Annotated in this window: 22 protein-coding genes and 1 riboswitch; of the genes, 16 read left to right on the top strand and 6 right to left on the bottom strand. The window is 45.2% G+C overall.

The genetic code is table 11. The features are described from left to right. Positions 1 to 4: 4 nt before the first annotated feature. The gene (locus ACMUMQ_RS11830) at positions 5 to 868 is read left to right on the top strand and encodes an energy transducer TonB (RefSeq protein ID WP_414682192.1); all 864 of its coding nucleotides are present in this window, start codon (positions 5 to 7) and stop codon (positions 866 to 868) included. A gap of 109 nt (positions 869 to 977) precedes the next feature. Here ACMUMQ_RS11830 and rpoH read toward each other — a convergent pair whose 3' ends face one another. From rpoH to ftsY, 4 genes are all read right to left on the bottom strand, one after another. After that, positions 978 to 1,844, bottom strand: coding sequence for an RNA polymerase sigma factor RpoH (rpoH, locus tag ACMUMQ_RS11825; RefSeq protein WP_414682191.1), 867 nt, complete (start codon positions 1,842 to 1,844; stop codon positions 978 to 980). 131 nt (positions 1,845 to 1,975) lie between these two features. Further along, positions 1,976 to 2,983 carry a permease-like cell division protein FtsX gene (gene ftsX, locus ACMUMQ_RS11820; RefSeq protein WP_414682190.1) on the bottom strand — a complete coding sequence of 336 codons (1,008 nt, stop codon included), beginning with the start codon at positions 2,981 to 2,983 and terminating at the stop codon, positions 1,976 to 1,978. After that, positions 2,984 to 3,655, bottom strand: coding sequence for a cell division ATP-binding protein FtsE (ftsE, locus tag ACMUMQ_RS11815; RefSeq protein ID WP_347983565.1), 672 nt, complete (start codon positions 3,653 to 3,655; stop codon positions 2,984 to 2,986). A gap of 64 nt (positions 3,656 to 3,719) precedes the next feature. Beyond that, on the bottom strand, positions 3,720 to 5,183 hold the full coding sequence (ftsY, locus tag ACMUMQ_RS11810) for a signal recognition particle-docking protein FtsY (RefSeq protein ID WP_414682189.1): 1,464 nt from the start codon (positions 5,181 to 5,183) through the stop codon (positions 3,720 to 3,722). Positions 5,184 to 5,354: 171 nt separating this feature from the next. On the opposite strand from ftsY, the gene ACMUMQ_RS11805 reads away from it, so the two are divergent. From ACMUMQ_RS11805 to ACMUMQ_RS11760, 10 genes are all read left to right on the top strand, one after another. Continuing rightward, positions 5,355 to 6,680 (top strand): peptidase M16 family protein, encoded by a 1,326-nt coding sequence (locus ACMUMQ_RS11805; protein ID WP_414682188.1) that lies wholly within the window; start codon positions 5,355 to 5,357, stop codon positions 6,678 to 6,680. Then, positions 6,677 to 7,276, top strand: a complete 600-nt coding sequence (gene rsmD, locus ACMUMQ_RS11800; RefSeq protein ID WP_414682187.1) for a 16S rRNA (guanine(966)-N(2))-methyltransferase RsmD — start codon at positions 6,677 to 6,679, stop codon at positions 7,274 to 7,276. Before ACMUMQ_RS11805 ends, rsmD begins: the two co-directional genes overlap by 4 nt. 124 nt (positions 7,277 to 7,400) lie before the next feature. Beyond that, complete coding sequence (metX, locus tag ACMUMQ_RS11795) at positions 7,401 to 8,567, top strand: homoserine O-succinyltransferase MetX (protein WP_414682186.1); 1,167 nt, start codon at positions 7,401 to 7,403, stop codon at positions 8,565 to 8,567. Beyond that, positions 8,557 to 9,147 carry a methionine biosynthesis protein MetW gene (gene metW / locus ACMUMQ_RS11790; protein WP_414682185.1) on the top strand — a complete coding sequence of 197 codons (591 nt, stop codon included), beginning with the start codon at positions 8,557 to 8,559 and terminating at the stop codon, positions 9,145 to 9,147. The genes metX and metW overlap by 11 nt, the downstream gene beginning before the upstream one ends. A gap of 65 nt (positions 9,148 to 9,212) precedes the next feature. Continuing rightward, complete coding sequence (locus ACMUMQ_RS11785; RefSeq protein WP_317005450.1) at positions 9,213 to 9,818, top strand: XTP/dITP diphosphatase; 606 nt, start codon at positions 9,213 to 9,215, stop codon at positions 9,816 to 9,818. Beyond that, positions 9,815 to 10,984 (top strand): radical SAM family heme chaperone HemW, encoded by a 1,170-nt coding sequence (hemW, locus tag ACMUMQ_RS11780; RefSeq protein WP_414682184.1) that lies wholly within the window; start codon positions 9,815 to 9,817, stop codon positions 10,982 to 10,984. Before ACMUMQ_RS11785 ends, hemW begins: the two co-directional genes overlap by 4 nt. Positions 10,985 to 11,348: 364 nt before the next feature. Next, positions 11,349 to 12,932 (top strand): BCCT family transporter, encoded by a 1,584-nt coding sequence (locus ACMUMQ_RS11775; protein ID WP_414682183.1) that lies wholly within the window; start codon positions 11,349 to 11,351, stop codon positions 12,930 to 12,932. A gap of 94 nt (positions 12,933 to 13,026) precedes the next feature. Beyond that, a riboswitch (yybP-ykoY riboswitch) is annotated at positions 13,027 to 13,145 on the top strand. An 80-nt stretch (positions 13,146 to 13,225) separates the two neighbouring features. Then, positions 13,226 to 13,795 (top strand): TMEM165/GDT1 family protein, encoded by a 570-nt coding sequence (locus tag ACMUMQ_RS11770; RefSeq protein WP_414682182.1) that lies wholly within the window; start codon positions 13,226 to 13,228, stop codon positions 13,793 to 13,795. 9 nt (positions 13,796 to 13,804) lie between these two features. After that, positions 13,805 to 15,661: a DUF294 nucleotidyltransferase-like domain-containing protein gene (locus ACMUMQ_RS11765; protein WP_414682181.1), complete on the top strand. Its 1,857-nt coding sequence runs from the start codon at positions 13,805 to 13,807 to the stop codon at positions 15,659 to 15,661. After that, the gene (locus tag ACMUMQ_RS11760) at positions 15,662 to 16,372 is read left to right on the top strand and encodes a 3'-5' exonuclease (protein ID WP_414682180.1); all 711 of its coding nucleotides are present in this window, start codon (positions 15,662 to 15,664) and stop codon (positions 16,370 to 16,372) included. Positions 16,373 to 16,425: 53 nt separating this feature from the next. Here ACMUMQ_RS11760 and ACMUMQ_RS11755 read toward each other — a convergent pair whose 3' ends face one another. Continuing rightward, positions 16,426 to 17,397 (bottom strand): carbohydrate kinase family protein, encoded by a 972-nt coding sequence (locus ACMUMQ_RS11755; RefSeq protein ID WP_414682179.1) that lies wholly within the window; start codon positions 17,395 to 17,397, stop codon positions 16,426 to 16,428. A 239-nt stretch (positions 17,398 to 17,636) separates the two neighbouring features. Between ACMUMQ_RS11755 and ACMUMQ_RS11750 the strand changes: the two genes are divergently transcribed. Continuing rightward, on the top strand, positions 17,637 to 18,371 hold the full coding sequence (locus ACMUMQ_RS11750; RefSeq protein WP_317005465.1) for a response regulator: 735 nt from the start codon (positions 17,637 to 17,639) through the stop codon (positions 18,369 to 18,371). Continuing rightward, the gene (locus ACMUMQ_RS11745; RefSeq protein ID WP_414682178.1) at positions 18,361 to 19,827 is read left to right on the top strand and encodes an ATP-binding protein; all 1,467 of its coding nucleotides are present in this window, start codon (positions 18,361 to 18,363) and stop codon (positions 19,825 to 19,827) included. The genes ACMUMQ_RS11750 and ACMUMQ_RS11745 overlap by 11 nt, the downstream gene beginning before the upstream one ends. On the opposite strand, the gene ACMUMQ_RS11740 is transcribed toward ACMUMQ_RS11745, so the two are convergent. Next, positions 19,824 to 20,027: a hypothetical protein gene (locus ACMUMQ_RS11740; RefSeq protein WP_414682177.1), complete on the bottom strand. Its 204-nt coding sequence runs from the start codon at positions 20,025 to 20,027 to the stop codon at positions 19,824 to 19,826. The two genes, ACMUMQ_RS11745 and ACMUMQ_RS11740, sit on opposite strands and share 4 nt — an antisense overlap. Before the next feature lie 17 nt (positions 20,028 to 20,044). Here ACMUMQ_RS11740 and ACMUMQ_RS11735 point away from each other — a divergent pair, with 17 nt between their 5' ends. From ACMUMQ_RS11735 to ACMUMQ_RS11725, 3 genes are all read left to right on the top strand, one after another. Further along, entirely contained in the window at positions 20,045 to 21,292 is a 1,248-nt protein-coding gene (locus ACMUMQ_RS11735) for an ABC transporter substrate-binding protein (RefSeq protein WP_414682176.1), read from the top strand. A 90-nt stretch (positions 21,293 to 21,382) separates the two neighbouring features. After that, a complete protein-coding gene (locus tag ACMUMQ_RS11730) occupies positions 21,383 to 22,312 on the top strand; it encodes a carbohydrate ABC transporter permease (RefSeq protein WP_414682175.1) in 930 nt (309 codons plus the stop codon). After that, entirely contained in the window at positions 22,305 to 23,207 is a 903-nt protein-coding gene (locus ACMUMQ_RS11725) for a carbohydrate ABC transporter permease (protein ID WP_317005467.1), read from the top strand. Before ACMUMQ_RS11730 ends, ACMUMQ_RS11725 begins: the two co-directional genes overlap by 8 nt. Positions 23,208 to 23,249 lie beyond the last annotated feature (42 nt).

The following is a 23,249-nucleotide window of genomic DNA, read 5'->3' as shown; positions in this document are numbered from 1 at the left end:
TTAAATGATGCGAACACTCGATAAATTTTCCATCACGCTTTTCATCGCCATTAGCCTTCATGTGCTAATGGTGATGATTGTTGGTTTTGACTTCACACTTCCATCGCCCAAACCTAAAACCTTGGAAGTCACGCTAGTTCAACACACAACAAAAGCGCCTGTTGATGCAGACTTTATCGCCCAAGCTAACCAACAAGCCAGCGGCACAGAGTTGCGCAAACAAAAACTGACAACCACAGAAAATTCCCGCTTTTTATCCGATACTATCCAAGAAATATCTCCACCGATTCAACCACAGCTCGCCTCAGCTGAACCCATTGATGAGCCTAGACTACTCGCTACAAGTAACCAAGAAGCGGTTTTTGAAGTACTTGATGAGCCTGAACAGGAAGTAAAAACCTTAGAAGAAAGGTTTCGTGGAGAAACACAAATTCCTAGTCATCTATCTAATGACATAGCAACCTTAGAAGCCCTACTCGACCAGCAACGCCAATCTTATGCTAAACGTCCACGCATTCGCCGTTTAACCTCTGTTTCAGCAAAAGCGGCAGTCGATGCTCAGTATCTAGATGACTGGCGACGCAGAATTGAGCGAATAGGCAACATTCATTACCCAGAAGAAGCCAAGCGAAATCATTTATATGGGGAATTACGTTTGGCCGTCAGCCTGCTTCCAAACGGCTACATTGATGATATTGAAATCTTACATTCATCGGGGAAAAGAGTATTAGATGATGCTGCCATGCGCATTGTTCGATTGGCCGAACCTTTCCAAGCCTTTCCGAGCGAACTCAAAAAAGAAGTAGATAAGCTCGAGATTATTCGGACCTGGCGCTTTGTACCTGGCAATCAATTAAGAAGTCAGTAAACACGATCTTCTACGCCAAAAAGCAAGCCTCACAATGTAACCCCCAAAAACGAAAAAGCCTTCTTTATGATGATCACAAAGAAGGCTTTTCAATCCCAAGGGAGAAAGATCAATCGAACTGACCTTCTCCCATTGAGACACGTATTTTCTTCATAGCGTTTTTCTCAAGCTGACGAATTCGCTCAGCTGAAACACCATATTCATCGGCCAAATCATGCAAAGTTGATTTGCCGTCTGACAACCAACGTTGCACTAGGATATTACGGCTACGCTCGTCTAAATCAGCCATTGCAACTTCAAGACGCTGGTTAGAATCTTCTGTCCAGTTACCGTTTTCAAGCAAAGTTGCTGGGTCGTATCTGTGGTCTTCTAAATACTGAGACGGTGCCTGAAATGCGCTTTCATCATCGTCATCAGCAGAAGCATCAAAAGCCATATCAGAAGAACTTAAACGCCCTTCCATCTGACGAACCACTTCAGGCGTTACGCCCAAATCACTCGCAACAGACTCCACTTCAGAGTTACTAAACCAAGACAAACTCTTCTTCGCGCTGCGTAAGTTGAAGAACATTTTACGTTGAGCTTTGGTTGTCGCAACTTTCACGATGCGCCAGTTTTTCAGAATGAATTCATGAATCTCTGCTTTAATCCAATGCACAGCAAAAGAAACAAGACGCACACCCACTTCAGGGTTAAAGCGCTTAACAGCCTTCATTAGGCCAACATTACCTTCTTGGATTAGGTCGCCTTGTGCTAAACCATATCCGGAATAACTTTTCGCAATATGAACAACAAATCTCAAATGCGACATAACCAATGTACGTGCTGCTTCGAGGTCTTCTTGATAGTAAAGACGCTCAGCCAATGCTTTTTCTTCATCAGCGGATAAAATCGGAATTCTACTAACGGCCTGTATGTAGGATTCAAGGTTTTGACCTGGAATCATCATGTCCGTAGGTTGGAGAGTTTTAGCCATCTCTATTTCCACCTTTTTAATTGCTCATACTGAGTATGAGAAAAATATTACCAAGTAAGTGCTTTCCATGTGTGACATAAATGTGAATAAACCATGGCTATTATCTAATGACTGATATTAGCCTTTTATGATCACTGCAACTCAATATTTGCTATATGGCGATTCACTGCAATCCAAGAGCCAATCACACCAACAAAAGCACTAATAGTTAAACACAAAACAATCTCATCTGCATTAAAAGTCTGTAACTGAAAACCACTTTGGTAGGAATCAATCAAACGTTCTGCAGGCGCACTAATCCACCAGCTAAGCAAGAGAACACATAGGCTGGCAAAGAGTCCACCTAAGACCCCAAACCAAAAGCCCATGTATAAAAATGGGCGACGAATATAACCATCTGTTGCGCCGACTAATTTCATGACCAAGACTTCATCGCGACGGCTTTCTACTGCCATTCGAATCGTGTTACCGACAATCAAAAACACCGCCACAACCAATAGAACAGACAGCGCATAAGAAAAACGCTGCCCAAAACTCAATATATTCGCAAGACGCTGTAACCATTGTGCATCTAATTCTGCGTATTCCACTTCCTGTTGACCGGCTAATTGGTCACGCAATGCCTGTAAGTTTGGCAAAGTCGTCACATCCACCATTTCGCGAGGAATAACTCGTAGCACAATCGGCAAAGGGTTCTCTGGTAAAGAAGATAAGATTTGTTCGTAGCCACTGGATTGCTCGAAATACCTTAACCCCTCTTCCTTGGAAATATATTCCACCGACGCCACATCCGCTTGTGCCGAAATACGATGAGACAAAGCAAGCGCCTGAGTGTCTTCTAAACCTGGGAACAAATACAAAGTAATAACTGACTGCTGCTCCCATTGATCTGTCACCGATTGCACGTTTTTCAACAAAACATACAAACCACTCGGCAAAGACAAAGCAATGGCGATCACCATCACAGTCATCACACTAGACAAAGGATAAGATACCAAACGCATGAAGCTTTCAGTCAACGTCGTTTGATGCTGCCTTAGATACTTACCAAGACTGAATGAAGAGCGTGCAGGCCAATGATGTTTTGTCGCCTTTATGGATTCTCTTGTGGCGCCGCGCTGATTGGGTTTCTGTGCCATTTAGCCAAACCCTCCATCGTTAACCATTCGTCCTTGATTAAGAGTAAGAACTCGATGACGCATACGAGCAACCAAAGCCAAATCGTGACTGGCAATCAACACTGTCACACCTACTCGGTTAAACTCTTGGAAAAGGTTCATGATTTCAGCGGATAATTTAGGATCCAAATTACCCGTCGGCTCATCGGCCAATAGAAGTTGCGGTTTATTGACTACTGCTCTAGCAATACCGACACGTTGCTGCTCACCACCAGACAACGCCATCGGATTATATTTTTCCTTATCCAACAATCCGACTTTGTCCAATGCGGCACGTACACGCTTCGCAATCTGTTGTGGGTCTGCGCCACTCACCTGCAAAGGCAAAGCCACATTATGAAAAACACTTCGATCAAATAAAAGCTGGTGATTTTGAAATACCACACCTACTCGACGCCTGTGTTGAGGAATCGCCCGTCGACTTAACGTTCGCAGATCAACACCATCGACAAGAATTTGCCCTGATGTCTGGCGCTCAATCATCATCATGAGTTTCATTAAGGTACTTTTACCTGCACCAGAATGCCCAGTAAGAAACGCCATTTCACCTTGGCGCAAATGAAAACTCACCTGCGACAATGCTTCCTGTCCGCTCTCGTACTTTTTACCCACTCGCTGAAATTCGATTTCCACCTTGATCCACTATCCTTAAATTAAAATAAGAAACGTTTGTTTATAGGGCGAATCGCTCAAAATTTTATTCACTTTCAAACAATGCGTCTACGAACTCTTGCGCAACGAAAGGACGTAAATCATCCGCCTGCTCACCCACGCCAATATAACGTATAGGCAAACCGAACTGCTTGGCAATCGCAAAGATAATCCCGCCTTTTGCTGTGCCATCCAATTTCGTCAAAGTAATACCACTTACGCCAACCGCTTCAGAGAAAAGCTTAGCTTGGCTAATCGCGTTTTGACCAGTACCAGCATCAAGCACAAGCATGACTTCATGAGGTGCATTTTCGTCAAGTTTTTTCATTACTCGAACGACTTTCGACAACTCATTCATTAGGTTTTCTTTGTTTTGCAAACGACCCGCTGTGTCAGCAATAACAATATCGACACCTTTGGCTTTAGCAGATTCAAGCGCATCATAAATAACAGACGCAGAATCGGCACCTGTATGTTGTGCGACAACAGGAACATTATTACGTTCACCCCAGACCTGAAGCTGTTCAACCGCTGCGGCACGGAATGTATCGCCCGCCGCCAACATAACACTTTTGCCTTCTGCCTGATATTTTTTAGCCAACTTACCGATAGTGGTGGTTTTACCAACTCCGTTAACGCCAACCATTAAAATAACGAAAGGACCTTCTTTGCTAACAGGCTCAAGAGTTTTCTGTGAGTTACTCAGAATATCAGCCATATCAGATTTCAGCGTTGTTAATAACGTATCTGAGTCTTTCAGCTCTTTACGATTCAGCTTATCTGTCAGCCCATTCACCAACGCCTGAGTCGCATCAATGCCTACATCCGCCATCAAAAGCTGAGTTTCAAGCTCTTCTAGTAGATCATCATCAACTTTTTTGCTGCCCAGAATCACAGACGATAGGCCGTTGCCTAAGCCGCTGCGAGTACGAGACAAACCAGCTTTAATTCTTTGCGCCCAAGAAAGCGTCGGAGCTTTTGGCTCTTCTTCCACTTCTTCTGCTTGAGGCGCTTCGTCTTCCACCGTTTCAACTGCGGCTTCTTCTTCAGACTCAGAGACTTCTGGCTCTTCAGCTTTTGGCTCTTCAACAGCCACAGGCTCTTCAGCAACGACAGGTTCTTCTACAACCGCTTCTTCTACGGTCGCTTCTGTCACTTCTTCCGGTGCAATTGTTGCTTGCTCAACTTCAGGCGTTTCTACCGTTAATTCTTTTTCAGCAACCGCCAATTCCTCCACTAAATCACTTTCTGCAATCGGTGCTTTTTCGGCCACAATGTCTGCTTCAACAACAGAAGGCTTCTCGATAGGTTCGCTTACTGGCGTATCTTGAGCGGCTTGGTCTTTTCTTTTCGCTGCTTTAATTTCTGCATTCATCTTATTTACAAAACGACGACGAATAACAAAAGCAACGATCGCTAAACTTGTACCAATCGCAATTGGCGCATAACGAGCGTATTCCTCACCAAGATAAGGCGTAAAAAAAGCAATAATTTGATTAACAATTTCCATTAAATTTGTCTCTTTATTTTGACTGATGCAGTAAACACCAGTGAAATGCTATGATTGGAAGCAACGCCACAAGATTGGGCGTGTAAAAACGAGTATTTTATCATCATTCTAGCTAGCAAACAGGTCTAGTTTCACGCAAAACGACATATAACACACACCTTAAGGTGCTTTATGCCCGATAATAGTAAACCTCTTTTCAGCCGACCTGTTTTAGCCATCATTATGGTTTTCTGTACATTAGCCGTTTGGGTGCTACAGCTCACTGCGCCAAGCAGCAAACTCCCAACACCGAATATAGAAACATCCGAAACGGATTCTGGCATTCCCATTATTTGGCTAGAGCAAGACAGTTGGGAAGGTGGCGACAAAGTTGAAATTCGCTTTGCCTTTCGAACGCCAGCGCCTCAATCAACACCGACACCCACAAATCTAGCCCAAACAACGCTTGCCATGCTAATGAGTGATTCCTTGCCACTTAGCACAGCATCCATCAACCAAAGGTTAGCGCCTTTAGCCGCGCAAGCCAGTAGCCATTATGACTATGAAAGCCAAGTCATTGGTGTAACGCTCAGCAGCCAAACAGCGTATCTCATGCGCACTTTATCATTAGTGAATAACTGGTTAGCAGAACCAGTATTTAAGCATCGTACACTGGATGGCTGGCAACGACGCCACACAGAAATTGAGCCATACAAAGCAGAAAAAGGACTGTTTCAGAATCAGCAAGAGCGGGAAAACACGGATGTGGCAACCGTCACATTGGAGCAAGTCAGCCAGTATTACAAAACCATGCACTCGAATGCGTCTGCCATTTACGTGATCGGCAACTTAAATACAGAAGCAAAAGCCGCTATTGAAGAAGTTCTTAATAATGTCAGCAAAAACGATCAACTCGCTGTGGCATCAACGTCAATAGAAGACTATGAGCCAACCTCTCGCACGGTTGAATTTAACAAAAAGTCGGCATCAGATTATCTATGGCAAACTCAAAGCGCGGTTGCTCTAAAACCTATTGCATCGGTCAAAGAATGGATCAGCTTACAAATATGGGGCGCAGATTTAGTCTCAACATTGAATCAACAAACCAACATGGATTTTGTACAGCTTGCCTTTACCTTATCACCAAAACATCCTTGGGCTCGTTGGAACATTCAATATTCCGCTGCGCTAACTCAAGACGCCGAGAGCCTAAACACAAAAATACTCGATGCGAAAAGCTTGCTGACACAGCAAAACATGCCATCAGCTCAAGACCAAGCTACTTTTAACAGACTGTTTGATAGCTTTAAAACACAATTGGAAATACAAACTCAGTCTCCAACATGGTGGAGCTATATGGCGACCCAAGTCACCCATTTAGATGGGCAATTAACCTTGGAAGAATTTGTAAGCTCCTACAAAGAAGCCATCGACACTTTTACCCAAACTGATTACCAGAACGCCTTAACAGATTTATTAAAGACATCGACTTACCAAGAGATTCAGGTTTACCAATGAGAAAGAAAATACCACAACAGGCTTCCAAAAACAGCAAAGCTAAGGCTTCTAAACTCCGAATCATTGCCGGTGAATGGCGCTCACGCCAGTTGCCTATTCCTGATATTGAAGGTTTAAGACCCACGCCAGACAGAGTACGCGAAACACTCTTCAATTGGATTAATCATTTCGTTCCCGGTTCGACATGCGGCGACTTCTTTTGTGGTTCTGGCGCATTAGGACTAGAAGCCTTATCCCGCGGCGCGAAACACCTTACCTTTGTTGATAACTCTCGTGTTGTTTCCCAACAAATGACAGCTAACCTCGCCACATTAGGCGCAACAAATGCCGAAGTCATTGCGCAAAACGCAGCGGCTTTTCTAGAAACGGCAACGCCTCGACCATTGGACATCATCTTCTTAGATCCGCCTTTTCGCAAAGGTTGGTTGGCGCAAATCATTCCGCTACTGGAAAAAGGCTGGTTAGCTGAACGCGCTCTGGTCTACATCGAAATGGAAAAAGAAGCTGCACTTCCTCCTTTGCCGAACAATTGGACGTTACAAAAAGAAAAAACAGCAGGCCAATTAGTCTATCGGCTCTTTGAGATCACACAGTAATTAGAAGGTCTATACCTTGATGCTATGCAACGCAAACGCTAGACTGTGTGCCATTATTCATCAATAAAATTTCCCATTTTTCTTCACGGGAATTCGAGTACTTTCATTAGGATTACCAAAACCTATGCCGGACGTTATTCCAGCCGACTCTGTTGGTATTGTTAAACCACAAATTGCGCAATTCGACACGCCATTAGCGCTGTCTTGTGGTCAAACACTGTCATCTTATCAACTCATTTATGAGACTTATGGCACGTTAAATGAAACCGCTTCAAATGCTGTGCTTATCTGCCACGCATTGAGCGGAGATCATCATGCAGCGGGTTATCATGCGATGACGGATAAAAAGCCTGGCTGGTGGGATTCTGCGATTGGGCCTGGAAAAGCAATCGACACAAATCATTTCTTCGTCATTTCATTGAATAATCTTGGCGGTTGTTGCGGATCAACTGGCCCAACCAGTATCAATCCTGCGACAGGCGAACGCTGGGAAGCCAGTTTTCCTATGGTTACAGTGGAGGATTGGGTAGAAAGCCAAGCCCGTTTAGCAGATAAACTTGGTATTCAAACATTCGCCGCTATCGTCGGCGGTAGTCTTGGCGGCATGCAAGCGCTTGAGTGGAGTATTCGTTTTCCTGAGCGCATAAAAGCCGCCATTATTATTGCCTCGGCACCAAAGCTATCAACGCAAAACATCGCCTTTAACGAAGTGGCGAGACAATCCATTCGACGCGATCCTGATTTCTTCGATGGCAATTACCTAGAGAACCAAACCGTACCCACCAATGGGCTTGGGTTAGCGCGCATGCTGGGACACATTACCTATTTGTCAGACGATGCAATGGGTGAAAAGTTTGGCCGCCAAATGCGTCATGACACTTACCAGTATCATTATGGTATCGAATTCGAAGTGGAGAGTTATTTACGTTACCAAGGCGAAGCCTTTACCAAGCGCTTTGATGCCAACACCTATATGCTGATGACCAAGGCGCTGGACTACTTTGACCCAGCCGCCAAAACCGATAACGACTTATCCGCGGTATTAAGCAAAGCGCAATGCGAGTTTTTATTCGTGTCTTTCACAACAGATTGGCGCTTTTCGCCTGAACGCAGTGAGGAAATGGTCAACGCGCTGGTGAAAGCTGGCAAGCCTGTATCCTATGCCAAAATAGAAGCGACGGAAGGTCACGATGCCTTCCTGTTCCCTATTCCGCGCTATATGAGCGTGTTAAATACTTTCCTAACTCGCATCGCGAATGGCTTAACAACGGAGACTTCTGATGCGCTCTGATTTAGAAATCATCGATGAATGGGTACAACCTAATATACGCGTTTTGGACCTTGCTTGTGGTCCAGGTGAATTACTTCACCATTTGATGTCAAACAAGCAAGTCAGCGGTTATGGGTTGGAAATAGAGCCAAACGATTTAAACACCTGTATCGAAAAAGGCATTCCTGTTTTAGAGCAGAACATAGACGAAGGTTTGCAGAACTTTGAAGACCAAAGTTTTGACTTGGTGATTATGACGCACGCCTTACAACAATTTCGTCGTCCTGACTTATTGATTGATGAAATGCTGCGGATTGGTAAAGAATGCATCATTACCTTTCCAAACTTTGGTCATTGGCGTAACCGTGTTCACCTTGCTTTAAAAGGTCGCATGCCTGTGTCTGAATTTTTGCCATACAACTGGTATGACACGCCAAACATTCACTTTTTCACCTTCCAAGACTTCGAACTCTTGTGCCGTGAAAAAGACATCAAAATATTGCGTTGGGCGGCGGTCGATGGTCATTTAAAAGATCATTGGTGGATTCGCTCCATGCCAAACCTATTCAGTGAAACGGCGATTTTTCATATCAGTCGCTAATAAAAAACACCTACTAAAGCCAGCCACAAGCTGGCTTTCTGTTAGCTTATCCAGAGGAAAACACGATGAATAAAACCATCGTTCTTGCCAGTAATAATGCCGGCAAAATAAAAGAATTTAATGCGTTGCTGAGCGACATGAACATTGAGGTTAAGCCACAAAGTGAGTTTAACGTGGAAGAAGCCGAAGAAAACGGTCTTAGCTTCATTGAAAACGCCATTTTAAAAGCCCGTAATGCCTGCGCTCAAACAGGTTTACCCGCATTGGCTGATGATTCAGGCATTGAAGTCGATTACCTGAATGGCGCGCCGGGAATTTACTCCGCTCGCTTTGCTGGCGAACATGGTAATAATCAAGCCAATAATGATCTCTTGTTAGAAAAGCTAGACGGCGTTTTCGAGTTAGATCGCACAGCACGTTTCCATTGCGTTTTGGCTTACATGCGCCATAAAGACGACCCAACGCCTTTGGTGTTTCATGGAACATGGGAAGGCCGTATTCTGGAATCCAGCGAAGGCCAAGAAGGCTTTGGTTATGATCCTATTTTCTATGTTCCCGAGTGCGGCTGCAGCGCAGCAAGCCTTCCGAAAGAAGTCAAAAACCAAATTAGCCACCGTGGAAAAGCATTGCAACAATTGCTTAATGCCTTTCAACAAGGCAACTTGCTGTGAGCACTCAATTACCACCGCTTAGTTTATACATTCACTTACCTTGGTGCGTGCGAAAGTGCCCTTATTGCGACTTCAATTCGCACCAAGCAGATCGTTTCTCAGAAGATGGCAAGCTGCCCGAAGAAGCCTATTTAAATCAGCTACTGGCTGATCTTGAAGTGGATTTGCCTTACGTTGCAGGTCGACCAATACAAACGGCTTTTATTGGCGGCGGCACGCCAAGTTTAATGAGCGAAGATTTCTACTATCGCTTGATGGATGCCTTGCGTGAAAAACTCACTTGGATTGATAACGCTGAAATTACCATGGAGGCGAATCCGGGAACCTTTGAGCAAGAAAAATTCAGCCACTTTCGTAAAGCTGGCATTAATCGACTGTCTATTGGTATCCAAAGTTTTCAGCCAAACCTGTTGAAAACCCTAGGAAGAATCCACAACCGAGACGAAGCCATTCACGCTGTGGATAAGTCCAGAGCCGCCGGGTTCGATAATATCAACATTGATTTGATGCACGGTTTGCCCGAACAAAGCCAAGCAATGGCGATGGAAGATTTAGCCATCGCCATCGATTTAAACCCTGAACACCTTTCTTGGTATCAGCTCACCATAGAGCCCAACACAGAATTCTATCGTCGGCCGCCAACCTTGCCTGAAGACAACACCTTGTGGGAAATCCAAGACGCAGGACAATCTCTGCTGTCGCAACATGGTTATGCGCAATATGAAGTGTCTGCGAATTCGAAACTAGGCTGTCGAGCGTCACACAATTTGAATTACTGGCGCTTTGGCGATTACATTGGCATTGGCGCAGGCGCTCATGGAAAAATCACGTTAGTTAATGGTCAAATATTTCGAACTCGAAAGACTCGACACCCAAATCATTACCTCAACAATTTACCAGAAGCGTTAGTCATTAAAGAAGAAATAGCCAAGGAAGATTTACCGCTTGAGTTTATGATGAACCGCTTACGCTTGTTCGAAACCTTTGATCTTAAAGATTATGAGCGTTTCACCTATCAAACTCTGCCAGATTCATTGATTAGAGCCTGCAATACCGCCATTAAACAAGGTTTGTTAGACGCTGAAGAATGGAAAAAACATCGAGTAAAAACCACCGAAAAAGGGAAATTATTCCTTAACGAATTGCTCGAACTCTTCCTCCCTTAGTTCCGTCACTTTGTTTACTATGATTTGACATCTAACTAAATTACTGTACCCTTTGCAACTTCATAAAAAAGGCCTCATAGATGGCCTTTTTTCGTTCCATTGCTAACCACATTGAAAATACGAAATTTATCTACTCGTTTTACTTACGACTGAAACCTATAACAATTTATTGTGTTCACGACACACGTTTGAGCTATTCAAAGCAGCTGAAACAGACCGACACAGGTCGTATTAAGAACAATCTAATGATGAGAGTTCTTTTAGGATGACGTAACGAGATGGCATAACGATGTACGAATGCCAGTTTGTATTGATCAGTTTGGAACATGGTTTAGCAACATTTTACTCATTCAGGAGAATACTTATGAGCACGAAAGTGCCTGACAATGGTCGGGAAGAATACAACACGGCTTACAAGGTAGGACAAGACAACGTTCAGTTTCTTGGCCTAGACGTACTGAACCCTGTATTCAGTACCAGTGCCGTTATCATTTTTGCTTTTATCCTCGGAAGCATCTTATTTCCTACTGACGCAAGCGCACTTCTATCCGGTGCCAAAAGCTGGTCTATCAATAACTTTGACTGGTTTTTCATGGTATCTGGCAACATTTTTGTGTTGTTCTGCTTAGCGTTAATCGCCCTTCCGCTTGGTAAAATTCGCCTTGGCGGAACACAAGCAACCGCTGAACACTCGACCATCACTTGGTTCTCAATGCTTTTTGCTGCCGGCATGGGTATTGGCTTGATGTTTTGGAGTGTCGCAGAGCCTGTAGCATATTACACAGGCTGGTACGGTACGCCGTTCGAGGTCATGAAAAACACGCCTGAAGCCAAAGACTTAGCCATGGGCGCAACCATGTTCCATTGGGGTCTTCACCCTTGGGCTATTTACGCGGTTGTTGGTCTTTCTCTTGCTTTCTTCGCTTATAACAAAGGTTTGCCGCTAACAATTCGTTCTGCGTTCTACCCTTTATTAGGTGAAAAAGTCTGGGGCAAAATCGGTCACTTGATCGACATTATCTCTGTTATCGCGACTATTTTTGGTTTGGCGACATCACTTGGTTTTGGCGCTCAGCAAGCAACCAGTGGTCTGAACTTCTTATTCGGCGTTCCAAACACATTAACAACGCAAATCCTTGTTATTTGTGCTGTAACAGCCGTTGCCATTGTTTCGGTTGCTCGTGGCTTGGAAGGCGGTGTTAAGCTGCTGTCTAACGTCAACATGATCATTGCTGCGGTATTGGCTTTGTTTATCGTGATCGTTGGTAACACAGGCGCGATTTTCGCTGCGATGGGTTCTTTCTTCCTTGGTTACATTGAAAACATCATTCCACTAAGTAACTGGATTGGTCGTGAAGACGAAACCTTCTACCACGGTTGGACTGTGTTCTACTGGGCTTGGTGGATTTCCTGGTCACCATTCGTCGGCATGTTTATCGCACGCGTTTCTCGCGGTCGTACAGTACGTGAGTTCGTTGTGGCTGTTTTACTTGTACCAACAGCAGTTTCATTGGTTTGGATGTCTATCTTCGGCGGCTCCGCATTGGATCAAGTTGAAAATGGCGTAGGCGCTTTGGCAAACGGTATCAGTGATTCTTCACTAGCCATGTTCCAAATGTTTGCGAGCTTGCCATTAACCTCTTTGACTTCTTTCGTGGGCATTGTGCTTGTCTTGGTGTTCTTCGTCACCTCTTCTGACTCTGGCTCTTTGGTTATCGACGGTATCACAGCCGGCGGTAAAACAGATGCGCCAATGATCCAGCGCGTGTTCTGGGCGGTTCTTGAAGGTGTTATCGCCATTGCCTTGTTGATTGGCGGTGGTTCTGAAGCACTTGGCGCTATTCAAGCTGCAGCAATCACAATCGGCCTACCTTTCACTTTGCTTATGCTCATCATGTGCATCAGTTTGTGGAAAGGCTTACGCAGCGACATACATCTTTATAAATAATCCAATTTAATAAAGATCAATGTCACTTAAAACAATGCGAGTGAGGGTTTAACCTTCCCTCGCATTGTTTTTTCTAAGTAAGTATTTTATTATCAGTGCCCTCTTAGGGGAGTAATCTTCTTTGCTTTTTGCAAAGATCCTTTGTCAACATAATCGAGCCTCAAGCTCGTGGCAAAGAAGTCCTGATTCTATATTTTTTGAACAGTCAGGATTGATGAGACTTAAGACAGTAACTTGGCTCAGGTGGGCACAGGTCTATTGTCTTTTGTTTATGCCCACCTAGGATTTTTTATATGGATGCGTTACTCACTTCTATTTCTACCGTTGCTCTTGCTGAGATGGGCGATAAAACCCAGCTTCTAGCACTCTTCCTCGCAACACGCTTCTCATCAAAAATGTCGATTGCTCTAGGTATTTTGGTAGCAACTCTGCTTAACCATGCAATTTCTGCTTGGCTTGGTGTGGAAATCAGTCATTGGTTGCCAATGAGCGCTGTGAGTTGGGTAGTTGGCATCAGTTTTATCGCCGTCGGTTTGTGGTTACTCATTCCCGATAAAGACGACAGCGAAGACAGCAAGATGCTGAAATATGGCGCATTCGGTGCAAGTTTTATACTGTTTTTCCTCGCCGAAATTGGCGATAAAACTCAAATAGCGACGGTTTTATTAGGCGCTCACTATGGTAGTGTTTGGATGGTACTCATTGGTTCTACCGTAGGAATGATGCTAGCCAATGTGCCTGTGGTATTTGCTGGTCGCTGGATAATGGATTGCATCAACGCAAAGCGCACTCGTCAGTTGGCTTGCCTGCTTTTCCTCATCATGGGCGTTGCGACTATTGTATCCCCATTGCTCAACTCATAAGGCTTTTTGATGGACGTCGAATTAACCGAAATACTCGAAGCACTTTGTCAGCACGCACCGTTTAATGACATCGCAGATGACCCACAACTCCATGATATGGTTAAAGAAATTGAAATCCAGTATCTGCGAGCTGGGGAATACATCATTGCCCCTGATACATTGAACGACACGCTGTTTTTTATTCGCAGTGGTGCCATAGAAAACCTCAGCAAAGAGCAAAAGCTTATTCGACGCATGAACGAAGGCGAACTTTTTGGCTACGCTTCCATCTTACGTGGCGGAAAGTCGTCGCAATCAATGCGCACCATAGAAGACAGTCTGCTGTATCGCATTCCGGCCCGCTGGTTCCTTAAGTTCTACGAAGAAAATGACAACTTTTCTGACTTTTTTGAGCTTGAACGTCAGGCTCGCTTGCGTCTTGCCATGGATTCCCAAAGCTCAGATATTTCACTCATGACTTGCCCTGTGGTTAGCCTGCTCAGGCGTCCACCCATTAGTATTCAAATGGATTCTGATATTCGCATGGCCGCGCAAACCATGTCTGAACATCGCGTCTCTAGCTTATTAATCACAGACAATGACGAGCTGATAGGCATTGTTACTGACCGAGATTTGCGCACCAGAGCCGTTGCCCAAGGCTTGGCTTACGAAACGCCTGTTTCCGCCATTATGACCCGTGACCCGATTGTCATGGACAGTCGAGATTATGCCTCTGAAGCCGTCCTAAAAATGATGGAAAGAAACGTCCACCACATTCCTATTATGAAAAACGGCCGCCCGATTGGCGTGGTCAGCACTGGCGATATTGTTCAAAAAGAAAGCCATGGCAGCGTGTATTTGATCAGCGATATTTTTAAGCAAAACAGCATCGAAAGCTTGCGCGCCATCAGTCAAAAGATGTCTCACACTTTCACCCAACTCGTACTTGCCGATGCCAATACTCAAATGATTGGCAACGCCATGTCGCATATTGGTACGGCCTTTGTGAAACGGCTCTTGCAGCTTGGCGAAGAAAAGTTTGGCCCAGCGCCCGTTCCTTATTGTTTCGTGGCCTTGGGCTCCCAAGCGAGAGAAGAACAAACCATCAACACAGACCAAGACAACGCGCTTATTCTCAGCGACAAATACGACAAAGAACAGCACGGTGAGTACTTCGAGAATCTAAGCGACTGGGTGTGCCAGAATTTAGACAAATGCGGATACACTCTTTGTACGGGAGACATCATGGCGTCTAATCCTCGGTGGCGTCAGCCTTTATCCGTGTGGAAAGATAACTTCAGCGACTGGATACAAAACCCAAAAGCAGAAGCCTTGTTGCGCCTGTCTATTTTCTTCGACTTACGAGGGATCTACGGCGACAAAACTCTTGCCAAACAACTGAATCTGCATATTCGAAAAGAAGCTCAACAGCATTCTGGCTTTTTAACCTTCATGGCTCGTAACGTCAATCAAAGAAAGCCACCTTTGGGCTTTTTCAGACAGTTTGTTCTAGACGGCGAAGGCAAACAATCGCGGACGTTTAATCTAAAAGAAAGAGGCATCGCCCCGATTATCGACATTGTTCGCGTACACGCACTCGCTTGTGGCAGTGACAAGCTGAACACCTTAGAACGCATAGAAGACATCGAAGCCGCTGGTTTACTGCCCGATGGCCGAGCAAAAGATCTGGCATTAGCGCTGGAAATGATCGGCATGGTACGAATCAAAAACCAAAAAGACCAAATCGAAGCGGGCGACAAACCAAATAATCACGTCAACCCAGAAAACCTGTCCTCTTTTGAAAAACGCCACTTAAGAGACGCGTTCAACATTGTTACCCGACAGCAAGAATTTATTAAATTCCGCTATGCAGGGAAGCGCAGCTAAATGGCTTTTTTTAAGAAAAAACCACCAGCCGAAATCCAAAACTGGCAAAGTCTGTTTGCGGAATGGGCAGAAGAAGCGCCGGAAGGTCCTTTGAAGCGCTATTATCAAGCTGGCATGATTCCCTCAAATACCAAGCTAGAAGACACGCCATTGTTGGCATTGGATTTGGAAACGACTGGTTTGGATTCTGAAAAAGACGAGATTATCAGTTTGGGATTAATTCCCTTAAGCAGCAAAACCATTCGCTGCAAGGGCGCGCAATATTGGATGGCTAAACCAGAACATTCGCTACATGCGGAATCCGTCACCATTCATGAAATTACGGACACAGAATTGGAGCAAGCGCCGCCACTGAAAGCCATACTTGATGAAATTTTAGAAGCCATGACCAAACAGGTTGTGGTGGTGCATTGTGTGTCGATTGAACGCCAGTTCCTTCTAAAAGCCGCCATGAAAATATACGGTTATCCGCTTTATTTTCCGGTACTAGACACGATGGGGATTGAACACCAAGTCATCCATAAACCTTGGTGGCAGTGCTTTGGAAAACAACCTTCGTTGCGTTTAGATGCCTGTCGTCAGCGTTATCGCTTGCCTCGTTACAAAGCGCATCACGCATTAACTGATGCCTTATCTTCCGCGGAATTACTGCAGGCTCAAATCGCTTATCATCTCAACCCAAGCGCCGACATATCCGATTATTGGGTATAAAAAAAGCCAACCACTGCTTGATCACAATGATTGGCTTGTTCATACGTCGAATCTTAAAAACGACTTAATTGTGCTTCCGCTTCTGCCAATGATGGCAAAGATGGGTACGCGCCAAGCTTGGTGACAGCATCTGCGCCACATGCGGCCGCGAAGCGCACGATATCAATCAAAGCTTGATTCGATAACGCAGCTAAAGAAGCTTGGTCACCGCCTTGTGCCGCCAGCTTGTAAAGCAAGCCACCAACAAACGCATCGCCTGCTGCCGTTGTGTCTTTCACTTCTACTTTAGGAGTAACAACTGTGTTTTCGCCCTGCTCAGCCGTGTAGAAACGAATCGAGTTACCGCCGTCAGTTAAGACAAACAATGTCACACCCGCCGCCAATGATTGGTCAATAAGAGCAAATGGGTCTTCTGCCAATACTTCCAGTTCTTCTAAGCTGGCTTTGACAACATCACCACTTTGCATCCAATCGATAACACGTTGAGTGTCTACTTGGCCATTTGGCCAAAGGTTAGTGCGAAGGTTTACATCGACACTCACGATCCAATTCGCCGCGCGCGCCATGCGAACACCAGCCAAGGTAGCTTTAGTGATGTCAGCGTCTGTCAATGTGTTCGAGCAAGTGTGGAAAACACCTTGGCCTTGCGTGAACCAAGCGTCGTTGAAGTCTTCTTCACGGAATAAGATATCGGCAGAAGGGCTGCGGTAGAATTCAAAGCTACGCTCACCCGTTTGATCCAAGCTAACAAACGCCAAAGCGGTTTTGGCTTCTGTTGTCATCAGCATGTTGTCAGTATTCACACCGTAGCTGTCTAAAGATGTTTTCAAAAAGTGACCAAAGGCGTCATCACCTACTTGCCCAACAAAATGGCTGTTACCGCCTAAACGTGCCACAGCAACGGCAACATTGGCTGGTGCGCCACCAGGAAACTTCGTAAAAGATTCAAGCTCTCCGGCCTGAGTCGCGCCATTAGATAGGAAATCGATTAAGGCTTCGCCAAATGCCATCACTTTTGTTGTCATTGTTTTGCTCTCTGTTTGGTACACAGCCGCATGCCGTGCAAGTATAAATAAGGTTAGGCTAAAAATTATGCAGGGCAAGAGATATTAAATCAATTTAATTTATTTAAAGTTTTGTGTCTTTTTAAAGCCATGAGCCACTTTTTCGTAATGCAAACTATATAGAGGCATGTGGTTCACCCTCAGTTTCTTTATTGCTAGACTCAAAGACACATAATAATTAAAACTTTTTGAGAAAACGTATGACCCAATCCAAATGCATCTATGTTGTGGACGATGACGATGAGATTCGCTCTCTGCTCAAGACTTATCTAGAGAAACATCAATTCACAGTATTCACAGCCGATTCAGGCGAAGCGTTTTTAGAGAATTTCAAAGCGTCGCAACAGATTGATCTGGTTATCCTAGACATCATGCTTCCGGGGCAAGATGGCTTTTCTGTATGTCATTCGCTGCGCACACAATCTCAAGTTCCTGTGATTATGCTGACAGCAAATTCCGATGAAACAGACCGCATTATTGGCTTGGAAATTGGCGCAGACGATTATCTTGCCAAGCCTTTTAACCCTCGCGAATTATTGGCCAGAATCAAAGCCATTCTCAGACGCATGGAACATACGGAAGTCATTGAAGCCCCTTCTGTTGCTCACCGTTTTTATCATTTTGCCCAATTCACGTTAGACACGATTTCTCGGGAATTACACATAGGCGATGAAAAAGAGTCCTTGTCGGGCGCGGATTACAACTTGCTCATGTTGTTTTTAAGCCATCCGGGAGAAGTGCTGACACGAGAACACATCGCAGAAAATACCCGAGGAAGAGACAGCGCCCCGCTCGACCGTTTTATTGATGTTCATGTCAGCCGACTGCGTCAGCGTTTACGAGAAGACGCGCGCCACCCGCAATTGATTAAAACCGTTCGTGGCCAAGGTTATATTTTAACGTCTGATGTTGAAGCCATTAACCATGTCAGCTAACGGGCCAGAAAGCCAAATTTCGCGCATAAAGCGCTGGTCGCAGTCATTAACTGGGCAGCTTCTCATCATCATGGCGTTAGGTGTGGCCAGCGCGCAATTCATCAGCTCCACCATTTGGTTACGCCAATTAGAATCTGACACAGAAGAAAATGTCCGAGAAGTGTCCAAGCACATGGCGTTTCGTATCGCGGCAACCGTCAGTTACTTCAAATCCTTACCAACTAACTATCGTCATATTGTCATTGATCAGCTGCAAGACATGGGTGGAACTCGCTTCTTTGTCACCTTAAACAAAGAAGAAATCTTGATTAATCAGATTCCAGACTCTCCACTTAAAGACATTGTGAAAAACGAAGTTCAATCGACCTTAATCAAACAACTTGGTATTCAAAATGCGCAAATCGCCTTTTCGAGTCCAAGCGATTTGCACGTTATCAACAATCACACTCGCCTTGCGGATTTACCTGAACGATGGGGACATCACAGTTTATTGGTCAAACCGCTTACACCGCCGATTATTGTGATTCAAATTCCCATCAATGAAACGGATTGGCTGTATCTTGCCAGCTTAATGCCTGACCCTTATTTCCTCGATGGCACGTCTGCTCTGAGTGGCGAACGCCTGTTTTCCATGGCCATGTCTGTCATCACAGTGTTGTTGCTGAGCATTCTGATTTTGCGCCGCGTCACTCGCCCATTGGCGTCCTTGGCTCGTGCGGCTGAGCGTTTTGGACAAGGTGATTCTGAACCCATCCAAGAAGTCGGCAGTGTGGAAGTACGCAATACTGCAAAAGCCTTTAATGACATGCAGCGACGTATTCAGCGTTATTTAAACGACCGAGAAAGGTTGTTTGCGTCTATTTCCCACGATCTCAAAACGCCTATCACACGCTTACACCTGCGAGCCGAAATGCTCGACGACGATACTGTCCGAGAAGCCATGATTCGTGATTTAGAAGATTTGGACATGCTGGTAAAAGGGGCGCTACAAAGCGTAAAAGAAACGGATATTCATGAAAATCGCATCGAAGTGAATATTTCGAGAATGCTGAAAGATATGCAATACGCGGTCAATATTAACGGCGAAAGGCTTACCGTCATTGGCGAATTGGAGCACAGCTTTATTGGCAAACCTCTGGCGATTAAACGCTGCTTAGGCAACCTCGTAGACAATGCCTTATATTATGGCAAAACCGCCACAGTATTCATTGAAGATAACGAAGATGAAGTCTGTATCCGAATTTGTGACCAAGGCCCCGGCATTCCGAGCGACAAGATAGATAAGGTTTTCCAGCCTTATACGCGCCTCACGCCTGACCATTCCGGTCATCCTGGCGGCATGGGATTAGGGTTGAGCATCGCACGTAACATTGCTCGCGCTCACGGCGGTGAAGTCACCCTAAGCAATCATCCTCAGCAAGGTTTAGAAGCCACCATCAAGCTGCCTCGCCATTAGGCTTTGTTGTGAAGTCTTGCATTAATACCGCCAATGCAAGACTTCGTTACATTAGGTTGCTCTACTTTACCCCGTGCAGACCAATCCTTTGCTAAATTCTCTAACTCGACTGTATGCTTACGTTGATATTCAACTTGCTGCATCGAAATGATTAACGCAACGTCAATGCACTCTATGTCATTGGCTAGACGACATAACAATAAAAAAGGTCACTATCATGAAAAAAATTGCTTTCGGTTTAAGCGCTGTTGCTCTTTCTATCGCTGCGTCAACAAGTCACGCAGGTGAAGTAGAAGTTCTACATTGGTGGACATCTGGTGGTGAAGCCGCTGCGATCAATGTACTTAAAGAAGAAATGGTGGAAGCTGGTCACACTTGGAAAGACTTCGCAGTCGCAGGTGGTGGCGGTGAATCCGCAATGACAGTTCTTAAATCCCGCGCCATTGCTGGCAACCCTCCTTCTGCTGCTCAAATTAAAGGTCCAACTATTCAAGAGTGGGGCGACCTCGGTTTCCTAACCAATCTTGATGATGTCGCTAAAGCAAGCCAATGGGATCAAGTATTGCCTCGTGTTGTCAGCGACACCATGAAATACGACGGTCATTATGTTGCTGCGCCTGTAAACGTTCACCGCGTAAACTGGATGTGGGCAAACCCTGAAGTCTTCCGCAAATCTGGCGCGTCTATCCCAACCTCTTGGGAACAGTTCATCGTTGAAGCGAAGAAAATCAAAGCCGCTGGTTTCACTCCACTGGCTCATGGTGGCCAAGCTTGGCAAGACGCAACGCTTTTTGAAGCCATTGCGCTTTCCAAAGGCTCTAAGTTCTACAGCGATGCTTTCATTGATTTGACCGAAGATACCTTACGCAGCAAAGACATGATCAATGTGTTTGATACCTTCAAGCAAATGCGTGAATTCGTTGACCCAGGCTTCTCTGGCCGTGATTGGAACATTGCAACCTCTATGGTTATCAATGGTGATGCAGCAATGCAAATTATGGGTGATTGGGCGAAAGGTGAATTTACGGCTGCAGGCAAAAAAGCAGGCATAGATTACGTTTGTTACCCAGCACCAGGCACCAGCGATGCTTTCACCTTTAACATCGACTCACTGGCTATGTTTCAGGTTGATGGAAAAGAAAAGCAAGCCGCTCAAAAAGACCTTGCTCGTTTGATTCTTGAACCTAAGTTCCAAGAAACCTTCAACTTGAACAAAGGCTCTATCCCGACTCGCTTGAACATGCCTCGCGATAAGTTCGATACTTGCGCTCATTCAGCAATGGATTCTTTCTTAGCAAGCTCTGCGACTGGCAACTTGGTGCCAAGTATGGCTCACGGCATGTCAGTGAACTCTATGGTTCAAGGCGCCATCTTTGACGTTGTGACGAACTTCTTCAACGATGAGTCCATGACATCTGAAGAAGCCGTAGACAAGCTAGCTCGCGCAATTAAAGCAAGCATGTAGCTCGAAACCTGCAACATTAGTTTGCAGTAAGCTCATGAGGCTGGCCCTCTCGCCAGCCTCCTCGTTTCTCCCTGTAGTGAAGCATCGATTATGAATACTAAAGCCACCCATTCTGAGCCAAATCAGACTAGGTCAGGACGCCCTGCGCGCCTAAGCTTAGCGGACTGGATGCCGAAAATTGTCATGGCGCCGACGGTGATCATCACCTTGGTCTGCATGTACGGTTATATGATTTGGACCGCCATTCTTTCTTTCACCAACTCTCGTATGTTGCCGTCTTATAAATTCGTCGGTTTCGATCAATACGAGCGTTTATTCAACAACGACCGCTGGATAGTGGCACTGACCAATCTGGGTGTCTTCGGCAGTTTGTTTATTATCATTTGTTTGTTTCTTGGCGTTGTATTAGCCATTTTTCTCGATCAGAAAATTCGTGCCGAAGGCGCTATCCGAACCATTTACCTTTATCCAATGGCGATATCCTTCATCGTGACGGGTACGGCATGGAAATGGCTATTAAACCCAACCAATGGCATCGAAAAAATGATGGTGGATTTGGGCTTCGAAGATTTCAAATTTAACTGGCTTGCCGATCCCGATATGGTGGTTTACTGCTTGGTTATCGCAGCGGTTTGGCAAGCGTCAGGCTTTGTTATGGCGCTATTCCTTGCGGGATTACGCGGTGTGGATGGCGACTTAATTAAAGCCGCTCACCTTGATGGTGCGAGCACTTTTACTACTTATCGCCGAATTATTTTACCCTCACTGAAACCTGTCTTCTTCAGTGCTTTGGTGATTCTGTCGCACATTGCCATTAAGAGTTTCGACTTGGTTGCTGCACTCACCAACGGCGGCCCAGGTTACTCGTCTGATTTGCCAGCTAACTTTATGTACGCGCACACCTTTACTCGCAGTCAAGTGGGCTTAGGCTCGGCCTCGGCAATGGTGATGCTCGGATGTGTATTAGCGATATTGATTCCTTATTTGTACTCAGAATTACGAGGTGAACGCCATGAGTAAGGTTAATTCTGTGAATATAAAACCTATTGGCCGCAAAACATCGGCTCTGGATAAAGTATTACGTGTTGCCCTATACACAGTATTAATCACGGTGGCAGCTTTCTATCTCGTACCTTTTATCGTCATGTTAATCACTTCATTAAAAGACGTGGAAGAGATTCGCACTGGCACCCTGCTTTCCTTGCCAAGCTCCTTGAATTTCGACTCTTGGGTAAAAGCTTGGTCTGGCGCTTGTACTGGCAGTAGCTGCGGCGGTATTTCCCCTTATTTCTTGAACTCGTTCCAAATCGTTATTCCAGCAGTATTGATTTCAACCTTGCTGGGCGCGATCAATGGTTACGTGATTTCCCTGTGGAAATTCCGTGGTAGCGACTTGTTCTTTGCTGCTTTGTTGATTGGTTGCTTCATTCCTTTCCAAGTAATTTTGCTACCAATGGCGCGCACATTGGGTTGGTTAGGCATTGCGAATACAACAACCGGTTTGGTGTTTGTGCATGTGGTTTACGGTGTGGCTTTTACCACTCTGTTCTTCCGTAACTTCTATCAATCCATTCCAGGGGAATTAGTCAAAGCCGCTCGTCTTGATGGCGCAGGCTTCTTCACGATTTTCTATCGCATTATTTTGCCTGTCTCGACACCGATTATTGTCGTTACTGTGATTTGGCAGTTCACGCAAATTTGGAACGACTTTCTATTTGGCGTGGCTTTCTCTGGGTTTGAAACTCAGCCGGTTACCGTCGCGTTGAATAACTTGGTGAACACTAGCTTTGGTGGCAAGGAATATAACGTGGACATGGCCGCTGCCATTATCGCCGCACTGCCCACCTTGCTCGTTTACATCTTTGCAGGAAAGTACTTTGTCCGTGGCTTAACAGCAGGCGCAGTGAAAGGTTAATTCCACCAACGAATAAGAATAATAAGTGCTTACGCCTTTTCG

This window comes from Marinomonas algae, assembly GCF_047525555.1.
GTDB lineage: Bacteria > Pseudomonadota > Gammaproteobacteria > Pseudomonadales > Marinomonadaceae > Marinomonas.
Note: the sequence above shows the minus strand (reverse complement) of the source record. Positions and strands in the feature narration are given on the sequence as shown.

What these genes read in the sequence shown, in the direction of transcription:
- ACMUMQ_RS11805 (WP_414682188.1), top strand. Translation starts at nt 5,355, where the DNA reads ATGCCCGATAATAGTAAACCTCTTTTCAGCCGACCTGTTTTAGCCATC.
- ftsX (WP_414682190.1), bottom strand. Translation starts at nt 2,983, where the DNA reads ATGGCACAGAAACCCAATCAGCGCGGCGCCACAAGAGAATCCATAAAG.
- ACMUMQ_RS11760 (WP_414682180.1), top strand. Translation starts at nt 15,662, where the DNA reads ATGGCTTTTTTTAAGAAAAAACCACCAGCCGAAATCCAAAACTGGCAA.
- metW (WP_414682185.1), top strand. Translation starts at nt 8,557, where the DNA reads ATGCGCTCTGATTTAGAAATCATCGATGAATGGGTACAACCTAATATA.
- ACMUMQ_RS11750 (WP_317005465.1), top strand. Translation starts at nt 17,637, where the DNA reads ATGACCCAATCCAAATGCATCTATGTTGTGGACGATGACGATGAGATT.
- ACMUMQ_RS11725 (WP_317005467.1), top strand. Translation starts at nt 22,305, where the DNA reads ATGAGTAAGGTTAATTCTGTGAATATAAAACCTATTGGCCGCAAAACA.
- ftsY (WP_414682189.1), bottom strand. Translation starts at nt 5,183, where the DNA reads ATGGAAATTGTTAATCAAATTATTGCTTTTTTTACGCCTTATCTTGGT.
- ACMUMQ_RS11770 (WP_414682182.1), top strand. Translation starts at nt 13,226, where the DNA reads ATGGATGCGTTACTCACTTCTATTTCTACCGTTGCTCTTGCTGAGATG.
- rpoH (WP_414682191.1), bottom strand. Translation starts at nt 1,844, where the DNA reads ATGGCTAAAACTCTCCAACCTACGGACATGATGATTCCAGGTCAAAAC.
- ACMUMQ_RS11735 (WP_414682176.1), top strand. Translation starts at nt 20,045, where the DNA reads ATGAAAAAAATTGCTTTCGGTTTAAGCGCTGTTGCTCTTTCTATCGCT.
- ACMUMQ_RS11745 (WP_414682178.1), top strand. Translation starts at nt 18,361, where the DNA reads ATGTCAGCTAACGGGCCAGAAAGCCAAATTTCGCGCATAAAGCGCTGG.
- ACMUMQ_RS11775 (WP_414682183.1), top strand. Translation starts at nt 11,349, where the DNA reads ATGAGCACGAAAGTGCCTGACAATGGTCGGGAAGAATACAACACGGCT.
- ACMUMQ_RS11830 (WP_414682192.1), top strand. Translation starts at nt 5, where the DNA reads ATGATGCGAACACTCGATAAATTTTCCATCACGCTTTTCATCGCCATT.
- ACMUMQ_RS11765 (WP_414682181.1), top strand. Translation starts at nt 13,805, where the DNA reads ATGGACGTCGAATTAACCGAAATACTCGAAGCACTTTGTCAGCACGCA.
- ACMUMQ_RS11755 (WP_414682179.1), bottom strand. Translation starts at nt 17,397, where the DNA reads ATGACAACAAAAGTGATGGCATTTGGCGAAGCCTTAATCGATTTCCTA.
- ACMUMQ_RS11730 (WP_414682175.1), top strand. Translation starts at nt 21,383, where the DNA reads ATGAATACTAAAGCCACCCATTCTGAGCCAAATCAGACTAGGTCAGGA.
- ACMUMQ_RS11785 (WP_317005450.1), top strand. Translation starts at nt 9,213, where the DNA reads ATGAATAAAACCATCGTTCTTGCCAGTAATAATGCCGGCAAAATAAAA.
- rsmD (WP_414682187.1), top strand. Translation starts at nt 6,677, where the DNA reads ATGAGAAAGAAAATACCACAACAGGCTTCCAAAAACAGCAAAGCTAAG.
- metX (WP_414682186.1), top strand. Translation starts at nt 7,401, where the DNA reads ATGCCGGACGTTATTCCAGCCGACTCTGTTGGTATTGTTAAACCACAA.